Source organism: Streptomyces sp. NPDC051907 (assembly GCF_040681075.1).
In the GTDB taxonomy this organism is placed as follows: domain Bacteria; phylum Actinomycetota; class Actinomycetes; order Streptomycetales; family Streptomycetaceae; genus Streptomyces.
Genome location: NZ_JBFAYB010000109.1, coordinates 17,857 through 27,226 on the forward strand (window position 1 = coordinate 17,857; position 9,370 = coordinate 27,226).

The 9,370-nt window shown below is 74.2% G+C and carries 6 protein-coding genes and 1 pseudogene; 2 read left to right on the plus strand and 5 right to left on the minus strand.

What is annotated here, in order from left to right; translation table 11 throughout:
- Nucleotides 1-99: 99 nt before the first annotated feature.
- Nucleotides 100-1,689, minus strand: a complete 1,590-nt coding sequence (locus AB0M39_RS35590; protein ID WP_365371350.1) for a sigma-70 family RNA polymerase sigma factor — start codon at nt 1,687-1,689, stop codon at nt 100-102.
- 750 nt (nt 1,690-2,439) lie between these two features.
- Here AB0M39_RS35590 and AB0M39_RS35595 point away from each other — a divergent pair.
- Together AB0M39_RS35595 and AB0M39_RS35600 are read left to right on the plus strand one after the other, a co-directional pair.
- A complete protein-coding gene (locus AB0M39_RS35595; RefSeq protein ID WP_365371353.1) occupies nt 2,440-3,087 on the plus strand; it encodes a hypothetical protein in 648 nt (215 codons plus the stop codon).
- Between the two features lie 161 nt (nt 3,088-3,248).
- On the plus strand, nt 3,249-4,673 hold the full coding sequence (locus AB0M39_RS35600; protein ID WP_365371356.1) for a helix-turn-helix transcriptional regulator: 1,425 nt from the start codon (nt 3,249-3,251) through the stop codon (nt 4,671-4,673).
- 636 nt (nt 4,674-5,309) lie between these two features.
- Here the strand turns inward: AB0M39_RS35600 and AB0M39_RS35605 are convergent.
- The 4 genes and pseudogenes from AB0M39_RS35605 to AB0M39_RS35620 all read right to left on the minus strand — a co-directional run.
- Complete coding sequence (locus tag AB0M39_RS35605) at nt 5,310-6,353, minus strand: TolB-like translocation protein (protein ID WP_365371359.1); 1,044 nt, start codon at nt 6,351-6,353, stop codon at nt 5,310-5,312.
- Entirely contained in the window at nt 6,350-7,666 is a 1,317-nt protein-coding gene (locus tag AB0M39_RS35610) for an MFS transporter (protein ID WP_365371362.1), read from the minus strand. The genes AB0M39_RS35605 and AB0M39_RS35610 overlap by 4 nt, the downstream gene beginning before the upstream one ends.
- A 91-nt stretch (nt 7,667-7,757) precedes the next feature.
- Entirely contained in the window at nt 7,758-8,930 is a 1,173-nt protein-coding gene (locus AB0M39_RS35615) for an alkaline phosphatase family protein (protein WP_365371365.1), read from the minus strand.
- Between the two features lie 18 nt (nt 8,931-8,948).
- Nucleotides 8,949-9,370: pseudogene (locus AB0M39_RS35620) on the minus strand (hypothetical protein); the annotation flags it as partial.

Below are 9,370 nucleotides of genomic sequence, written 5' to 3' on the forward strand. Positions count from 1 at the left end.
GCACATCGCGTCGCACGTGGAACACACCAGCTCAGACGGGGCGGGACCGCTCTCGCGGCGCCATGCCGGCGCGCGGCCCCGCACTCCGTCGGCGTTCGGTCAGCCGCGCGCCCCGAAGACCTGCGTCCACCACGGGCCGCCCGAGGCGTCGTGCTTGCCGACGCCGATCTCCTTGAAGTCGCAGTTGAGTATGTTGGCGCGGTGACCAGGGCTGTTCATCCAGCCCTCCATCACCGAGGCCGGGCTCTGCTGCCCCCTGGCGATGTTCTCGCCGTACGTCGACCACTGGTAGCCGGCCGCCTTGATGCGGTCGCCCGGGTCCGTGCCGTCCGGGCTGGTGTGGTCGAAGTAGTCCCTGGCCGCCATGTCCGCGGAGTGACGCTGGGCGGCCGTGTCGAGCTGGGAGTTGCCGCTCACCGGGCCGCAGCCCTGCTTGGCCCGCTCGGCGTTGACCAGCTGGGTGACTTCCTGCGCAAAGCCCGAATTGCCCGGATTGGGAGCCGGAGCCGGGTCGGGCGCGGGCTTCTTGGAGGGCGCGCGCGGCGCCGGCTTGCTCGGCTTGGGCGCGGGCTTCGAGGGCGACTTGCTCGGCGAGGCGCTCGGACTCGGACTCGGGCTCGCGCTGGTGCGCGAGGGGGTGGGGCTGGCAGACGGCGAGCTCGGCGTCGGGACGGTGAGCGGCAGCACCGCCTCTGACTCGGTCTTCGCCGACGGCGGGGCCGTCCCGTCGTCCCCGTCGCCCAGGAACATCTGGACCGCGCCGCCCGCCGTGACCAGCGCGGCGACGGCGGCGGCCACCGCGGCGGCGCGCCGACGGCGGACCCTGCGGCTCTGCCGCAGCGCGTCCCTGGCCTGGGAGCGGGCGCCGGGAGAGATCTCGTGGGCCGCGGCCGTCGCGGCGAACTCCGGGGCGCCGGCGGGGGCGAGAGCAGCCGCGAGCGGTACCAGAGCCAGCCCGACCAGCAGCCGTTCGGCGGGCACCAGACCCTCCGTGAAGCCGGAGCAGACCGTGCACTCGCGGGCGTGCCGGGCGATCCGCTTGCGCCACAGAGCGGACGGAGCACCGTCCCACTGTCCGATATGCGCCTCGAGCAGCACACAGCGCGGGTCCGCAGCCAGCGCGCGGACCACCAGCCGTGCGACCTCCAGCTGCTCCTTCACCCGCTGGACGCGGACTGCGGTGTGCTGGGGCGTCAGCTCCATCGCGGCGGCGACCTCGGCGCGGGTGAGCTCGCCCGCGGCCTCGAGCCACCACAGGGACAGCAGCGCCCGGTCGTCCTCGTCGAGCCAGCGGGTGGCCTCGGCGACCTCGCGGCGCTGCCCCGACAGACCGAGCTTGATGATGGTCAGCTCGACGAAGTCCGCCCGCGGATCCGCCACCTCGTACGCGTCGTCCAGGCCGCCGTCGACCGGCGCCACCCGGTGCTCGCGCCAGTGACCCCGTATCTGGTTCATGGTGATGGCCACCAGCCAGGACCGGTAACTGCCCGGGTCGCGCAGGCTGTCCAGGCTGCTCAGAGCACGCAGCATGGTCTCCTGCGTCACGTCGTCGACGTCCGCGTGGCCGTGCAGCGCCCGGCCGACGATGTTGTACACCAAGGGCAGAGACTCGACGACGAGCCGGTCCCGGGCCCCATCGTCTCCGGCCTGCGCTGCTGCGATCACCGCGGCATCGAGTTCACTGCTCACGCTCTGTCCACTCTCTCTCACGACTCGGACCTCTTCCCGTCCCACAGTGAGGAGATGCCGTGCACTCGGGCGGATAACAGAAATCGATGAACAGACTGTCGGTCCCCGCTCAAGCGCGCTGTGACCCGCCTCACTCGACGCATCCACCCGCCCGGCCGATCAGGGCGGGCTCACCCCTGCGGCCTGCGACGGCCGACGGGCGATGTGACCTACGCCTCGTCCGCGCGCCGCATGGACACCGGAGACCGATTCGCGCCTTAAGGCCGGACGTTTCCGGAATCTGCTTGCGCAGAGCCGGAGTCGGCGCGCCATCGCGCCCCGGGAGCGGCGGCGGCGCCGCGTGCTCACTTCCGAACAAGAACCAGGGGACGGCTGTTGTGCCGACGACAAGAATGGAGGGGCTGGCGAGCAGCAGCCGAGAACGTGCGGCCGCTCCCTTGCTCAGCGGGTTACCCGTGCGTAGCGTCTGCATCGCGCGACAGGCCGGATGCCTCCCGGAAGGGGCGCGAACTCCCCGGCTGCTTGCGGAAGTCGATTCTCTCCAGGCCGCACATCGTCCTACCGGGATCGGGCGCCCAGCCCCCGCGGCATCGGATCCCGCGCTCCTTGAAGCCCTGCCGCTCGGCCCGTGCTCCCGGGGCCAGGCCTCTGCGCGCTCTACCGCAATTCGCTCGTTCTCACCCATCACGCCATTCATCGCCGCATGTCGTGCAATCCCCCCTCACGCATCGTCGATTCCTTGGAGCCGAGATGAAGCGTCTGAAGTCCGCCCCGTCCAGAGCCCGAAGAGTCGCCCTCCGCGGGGCCGTCGCCCTCGCGGCGGGAATGGGCCTGGTCGCCGCCACCGGCGGCACGGCGCACGCCGTGCCGGTCCGGCTCGACTATCCGCTGTCCGGAGTCACCCATCTCCAGGGGACGGGATCGGACCTGGCGCTGGGGCCGGGCGTGCTGGAGGCGACCGCGGACCTCAAGGCGGGCACGATGTCGGCGCTCACCAAACTGCCGCCCGCGCCCGGTTCGTTCAAGATGCTGGGCGCGATCCCGGTCAGCGTGACGACCGAGTTCATCGAGCCCGAGCCGACGATCGGCACGATCGACCTCAAGACCGGCGCCGTCAAGAGCACGACGAAGCTGACCCTGCGGCTGAAGGACCTGAGAGTCGCCGGGATTCCCACCCTGGTCGGCAGTCGCTGTCAGACCGAGGTCCCTGCCGTGCTGGAGCTCGCCTCCGAGCCGGGCTTCAACCCGATCAAGGGCGGCAAGCTCTCCGGCACGTACACGATCCCCAAGTTCGAGCACTGCCTGCTGGCGACGCCGCTCATCAATCTGGTGATCCCAGGCGCCGGCAACACGGTCACGCTCACGCTGGGACAGGCCGCTCAGCCGCCGAAGCCCTGAGCGCGGAGCCCATGGCCGGGCACGGGCGAGCCCGGCCATGGGCGCGCACCCGTCAGGAACGGTTCCTTCCGGCGGCCTGTTGGCGCGTCAAGCCGCCGGTAGGGTGATGTGCCTATGGCCACCGCGCGATCCTGGCGCGCGACGCCTCCCCCGCCGACCGGGTGCGCGCCCGACTGGCCGTCATCGACTCCGCCGGGCAGGCGCTCGGCGACCTCGACGAGACCTTCGCGCACGCCATGGCCGACGCGGCGGGCGACCCCTCGCTGCGGGCGGTCGTCCAGCTGCGGGTCGCCTGGAAGCTCAACCTGTGCGACGGCGACCCCGTGCGCTCGCGCGACGCCGCGGCCGAGGCGGGCACGCTCGCGGCCGTCGGCGGCGACCATGTGGCCGAGGCGATGGCGCTGACGGTCCGCGCCCGGATGGGGCGCATCCTCGGCGACCCGTCGGCGGAGGGGATCCTGGCCGAGGCGCTCGCTCTGCCCGTGCCCGAGGTGCCGCTGGGGATGCGCAACTCGCCCCAGTATCTGGCGGTTCGACACGCGTTCTTCGACGACCGGCTCGCCGACGCCCGGGCGCAGCTGCTGGTGCTGCTGCCCGCGGTCGAGCGGACCGGCTCCGCGGAGGACGTCTTTGAGGTGCTGCGCAGTCTCGCCGAGGTCGAGCTGCGGCGCGGCCGGTGCGCGGCGGGGCTCGCCCACGCCCGCCGGTCCGTGGAGCTGACCATCGAGGCCGGCCTCTCGCCGGGCCCCGCCTGGTACATCGCGGCCATGGCCGAGGCCATGGGCGGCAGCTTCGCGCGGGCGGCCGGCTACGCGCGGCGCGGCATCCAGGCCTCGGAGGAGGAGCACGACCAGGTGTTCCTCTCCCGCAGCCTGTACGCGCTGGGCATGGTGGAGCTGGTGACGGGCGAGACGACGAAGGCGGTGGCGACGCTGCGCCGGGTCGCCGAGTCGGAGTCCGCGCAGCAGGTCGTCGACCCCTCGGTGCTGCGCTGGCACGGCGAGCTGGCCGAGGCGCTGGTGGCGGCCGACTCCGTCGACGAGGCGTCCTCCCTGGTGGACGACGTCCGCAAGATCGCCGTCGATCTCGGGCGGCCCGGGGTGGTCGCGGCGCTCGACCGGGCCCGCGCCCTGTGCCTGGCCGCGGGCGGGGACGCCGCCGCGGCGGTGCGGCTGCTCCAGGACACGGCGGCCCGGTTCGCCGAGCTGGAGCTGCCCGTGGAGCGCGGCCGGACGCTGCTCGCCCTGGCCCGGGTGGAGCGCCGGCGCCGCAGGCGCGCCCCCGCGCGCTCGGCCCTGCAGAGCGCGGCCGAGGTCTTCGCCCAGGCGGGCGCCCGGCCATGGGCGGAGCTCGCGGGCGAGGCGCCGCCCCGCGCCGAGGGCGGGTTCCACCACGAGGGCGCGGCCCAGCTCACCGAGGCGGAGTTGCGGCTGGCGGTGCTGGTCGGCGAGGGCGCGAGCAACCAGGAGGCGGCGGCGAAGCTGTTCGTGAGCGTCAAGACGGTGGAGGCCCGGCTGACCCGTATCTACCAGAAGCTGGACGTACGCTCCCGGGCCCAACTGGCGACGGCACTGCGCGGCCGCTGAGGCGGGCGGCCCGGCGGGTCGGGGCTGGCCCGGCTGGCCCGCACACAAGCGGCGTCCGGCCGCCGCCTGGCAGCCGGTGACCGCAGGGGACACGGCGAACCGCACGACGATACGCGGCCGCACGGACCTGAGGCAGGCAAGACCGGCAGGCCGGGCTCCGGCCCGGCTGGCCAGCCGCGTCCGGCTACCGCCTGGCAGCCGGTCACCGCAGGAGACGCGGCGAACCGCACGACGATACGCGGCCGCACGGACCTGAGGCAGGCAAGACCGGCAGGCCGGGCTCCGGCTCGGCTGGCCAGCCGCGTCCGGCCGCCGCCTGGCAGCCGGTGACCGCAGGAGACGCAGCGGACCGCACGGCCATGCACTGCGCGGACGCTGAGGCGGCTCGGCAGGTCGGGCTCGGGCCCTGGCACGGCTGGCCCCCGCACACAAGCCGCCGCCTGACAGCCCGTCAAAACAGGAGACGCGGCGGACCACACAACGATGCGCAACACCGCGCCGCCGCTGAGGCAGGCAAGACCGGCAAGCCGGGCCCTGGCCCCGCTGGGCCCCGCCACAAGCCGCGTCCAGCCGCCGCGCTCGACAGCCCGATCAGCCCGCCGCCGCCCGGCAGCCCGATCAGCCCGCCGCCGCCCGTCAGCCCGTCACCGCAGGAGACGCCGCAGACCGCACCGCCATCCGCGGCGCACCGCCGCCAGCCGTCGGGGTCGACCAGAGGTCCGCGCCGAAGTCGCCGGGCAGCGCGTACAGCAGGGTCCGGTCGTCCAGCCACAGCGCCTGGTCGTCGACGCTTCTGCGCTCGGCGAGCGCGCTCTCCCGCCCGGTGCGCAGATCCAGCACATGCAGTCGCCAGGGCGCGTCGGCCGAGGCGCCGGCGACGCGCTTCTTGAACGCGACGCGCGTTCCGTCCGGGGAGAGGGAGGGGCACTCGACGTTCTCCCGCAGGGTGCGCATCGTGCGGGAGGCCAGGTCGCCGGCCACCAGATAGGTGCGGCCGCCGGTGGCGAGGGTCGCGTAGAAGCGGCTGTCGTCGGCGGCGAACGTGACGCCCCAGAAGTTGTGGTCGGCGGCCCGGTGGCGGCGGCCGTCCTTGAGCACGGCGAAGCGTTCGAGGTCGGAGTGGAGCGTGCCGCCGCGGGTGTCGTAGACGGCGGTACGGGTGGAGAACGCGCCGCCCGCGTACGAGTCTCCGCTGACGAACACCGTCCAGGCGACGAGCCGCCCGCTCGGGGACACCCGGGCGCGCGTGGGCGTGCCGGGGACCGGGAACGCCCGCACCGGCCGCAGGCGCGCGTCCAGGAGCACGGCCTCGTGGCCGGGGACGACGCCTCCGGTGGCGCGCAGGCACACGCCGGTCCCCGCGGCGGCGTGGAAGCGCAGGCAGTCTCGGGGCGCGGAGGTGCGCGGGCCGGACGTCGCGGTCAGCGGGACGGCGGAGACCCTGTCGCGCTGCGGGCCCCAGGCCAGGTTCCGGAAGAGCAGCCGGCCGGGCTGGCGCAGCGTCACCTCTCCCGCGTGGGCGGCGGGTTCGCCGGGCTGGGCGCGGTCCTTCTCCGCGGCGCGGTCGGCGGCCCGTACGGTGGCGACCACCGCGACGGCCGCCAGCACCGCGACGGCGAGGGCCAGTGCCAGCAGCCGGGCCCGCAGCGGGGCGTCGGTCGGGGTCAGGGACGCTCTCATGCGCGGCTCCGTCGGTGTACGGCGTGGAGGGTCGCGGCCGCGACCAGAGCGATGGCGAGAAGCGCGGCGGCCGCGGTGAGCGCGCCCTCGGGACCGAGGTACATCCAGCCCGCGCCGAACAGCAGCGAGCCGGCGAACCGGGCCAGGGCCTGCGCCGTCTGGACGAGGGCGAGGCCGCTCGCCTTCAGGCCTCCCGGCAGCAGCGGGCCGGCCGCGGCCATCAGCACGCCGTCGGTGGCCGCGTAGAACGCGCCGAGCAGCACCAGCACTCCGCCCGCGACGGCCGGCGCGGCGCCGAAGGGGGCGAGGAGCAGCAGGTACGCGCCGAGGAGTGCCGCATGGCCCCCGAGGAAGACCCTCCGGCGGCCGATCCGGTCGGCCAGCCGTCCCAGCGCCACGGCCAGCAGCAGGAATCCGGCGGCGGCGCCCACGGGCAGCAGGGGGAAGTACTGCGCGGGCAGGTCGAGTCGGCGCTGGAGGAGCAGGTAGAGGAACGAGTCGCTGACGGTCACCACGCCCAGCGCCGCCGCGGTCAGGCACAGCCGCGGCAGTCCGGCGGTGCGGGCGAGCGCCCGCCACGGCCGCTCGCCGCGCCTCACGCGCCTCCCGCGCCTGCCCGCCGGACGCCGGCGTGTGCTCGTCGGGCGCGCCGGGGCGTCGCGTACGAACAGGACGAGCAGCAGCACGCCCAGCACGGCGACGCAGAAGCTGACGGTGAACACGGCGTCGTACCCGTCCCGTGCGGCCCACAGCACCGCGAACGCGGCGAGCGGGCCGAGGAGCGCGCCCGTCGTGTCCATCGCCCGGTGCACGCCGAAGGCGCGTCCTTGGTCCCCGGGCGGGCACGAGAGCGAGATGAGGGCGTCGCGCGGCGCGGTGCGCAGCCCTTTGCCGGTTCGGTCGGCGGCCAGCACCGCCCCGACCGCCCACGGCGTCGTCGCCGCGAGCAGCGCCAGCTTGCAGCCGGCGGAGAGGGCGTAGCCCGCGCCCGCGACGAGCTTGCGGCGCTGGGCGCGGTCGGCGAGGCGGCCGCCGACCAGCCGGGCCAGCACGCTCGCCCCCTGGTAGAGGCCGTCGAGCGCGCCGAAGGCGAGCGGGGACATGCCGAGGCCGACCACGAGGTAGAGCGGCAGCACGGCGGTGACCATCTCGGCGGAGACGTCGGTGACCAGGCTGACCGCGCCGAGGGCGACGACGTTGCCGGCGAACGCTCGGCGGACCGTGTCGCCGCGCGGCGGGCGCCGGCGGTCGCCGTCCGGGCCCGCCGTGGCGCCGGCGGTCGTGTCGGCGCTCCGGCCGGCCGACAGATACACGGATGCCTCCCTGGAGCCGACGGGCAAGCGGACAGACGAGCCGACAGACGAGCCGACGGGTGCGCCGACGGGTGAGTCGACTCGCCCGGGGTCAGAACCAGTCGACGGTCAGCGGGAACGTGGCCGAGGCAGACGCCGACGCGGTGTCGGTCGCGGTGACGGTGACCTGGACGGTTCCTACCTGCCAGGGCTTTCCGCTGATCCGGCCGGTCGCGGCGTCGATGCTCAGTCCGAGGGGCAGACCGGCCGCGCTGTACCTCAGCGGCGGCTTGCCGCCCGCGGCGGTGATCTGGACGGAGCAGCTCTGGATGAACTTGCACGTCTGCGCGCCCGGAGGGGTCACCTTCAGGTCCCCCGGCGGAGTCGTGCCGTCGCCGAACACCTCGGCGATCGGCGTGGCGCCGGCCGCGTTGCCCGCGTGGGCGGTGCCGAAGAGGTCCTCGAAGGTGCGCAGCAGGTTGTAGTGGTTGTAGGCCGTGCCGTACTGGCCCTGCTTGACCTTCGCCCCGGAGAAGACGGTCGCGATCCGGTTGGAGCCGAGGAAGTTGTCCTCGTCCCAGGTGAGCACCAGGAGACTGTTGTTGGTCTTGGCCCACTCGGCGTACGCGCCCAGGTTGTTCCTGAGCCAGGCGTCGCCGGTGGCGACCGGGCAGGAGTGCATGTCGTTGCACTGGTTCGGCACCACGAACGACAGATGCGGCAGCTTGCCGAAGTCGTCCTTGGGGAACTGCGCGAACGTCTTCCCGGTGTTCAGGGGCACGTTCTTGAACGCGAACCAGGGGTTGTGCTTCTGCGCGTACTGCCCGTTGACGCAGGCCGTGGAGCCTTCGCCGGGCAGGTCCTCGTTGTAGGTCGCGAAGGTCTTGCCCGCGGCGATGAGCTCCTGGCCGAGGTTGGGGGCGGTCATGGACTGCGGGGTGTAGCAGCCGTCGCCGACGATGCCCTGGGTGGCGCCGGAGAAGAGGTTGAAGTAGTTGGGCTGGCTGGGGTGGGTCAGCGCCTTCATGGCGGTGAGGCTCGCGCCCGCGTTCGCGAGCTGGTTGACGTAGGGGGCGTTGGAGCTGCCGATGATCTCGCCGTACTGCTTGTTCTCGAAGACGACGACGACCACATGGTCGTAGCTGGGCAGGGCCGCCGCCTTGGGCGCGGCCGCCTGCGAGTCGGCCGCGCCGAACGCGGCCACCAGACAGAGCGAGCTGATGATTCCCGCGGCGGCGCTCCGCCACCGCCTGCCGGCGAGGCCCGGCAGGGCTCTTGGTCTCATGGGGGGCTCTTCCCTTCTCTAGTCCTCGCGGCGGGCGGGACCCGCCACGGTGATGCTCACGAAGCGGGGCACGGGCAGCCCGGCGCCGCGGAACTCCTCGGACACGGCGGTGCGCACGGCGCTCAGCCGGTCCTGCGGCAGCAGCACCAGCGCGCTGTTGCCGGGCTGCCGTCCGGGCTGCCAGGCGGCCGTCGCGCCCGCGTGCCGCGCGCACCGAACGGCTCGCCGGATGCCGTCGCCTCCCTCGCCGCGCGCCACCAGCAGCGTCAGCCGCGCCCCGCGCCCGCCCGGGTCGAAGCGGATACGGCGGCGGACCCGGCCCAGGAGCAGCGCCCGGCCCGGGCGGGCGAACAGCGCCGCCTCGCGCAGCGCCGCGGTCTTCAGCTCGGCCTCCAGGTCCTGCAGGGCCTGCGAGCGCCGCCACCTGGTGACCTTCTCCC